Genomic DNA, 409 nt, shown 5'->3' on the forward strand with positions numbered 1-409 from the left:
ATTTTGCTCTGTCCGCTTGACACGTCGAGCGTTTGGGTACAATCGCCCGCGGCGAAAATGTCCTTTGCGGACGTTTCCGATTTTTCATTGACAATGATGCCGCGCTCGATTTTCGCTATCCCGTTAAGAAGGGCGGTGTTCGGGCGCACGCCGACGGCGAGGACTAGTACGTCAAAGTCTATTTGTTCCCCGTTTTCAAAAACGGCCCTTTTGTTTTCAAACTTCTTTACGCTTGCCGCGAGCTTGAATTCCACGCCCTCTTTTTCGATATGGGCCTGGACGATTTTCGCCCCGTCGTCGTCAAGGATACTCGACAAAATGCGCGGGGCGAGATCGACTACCGTTATGTGTTTTACACTCTTGTGGATGCCTTCCGCGCACTTTAAGCCGATAAGGCCCGCTCCTATGA

General features: G+C 52.1%; 1 protein-coding gene. It reads right to left on the minus strand.

The window, feature by feature from the left end; translation table 11 throughout:
* Window positions 1-409 (minus strand): FAD-dependent oxidoreductase (locus ACYVTD_RS17315; protein ID WP_461248872.1); only part of this gene is annotated, 409 nt, incomplete at both ends.

Source organism: Treponema sp. R6D11 (genome assembly GCF_054786075.1).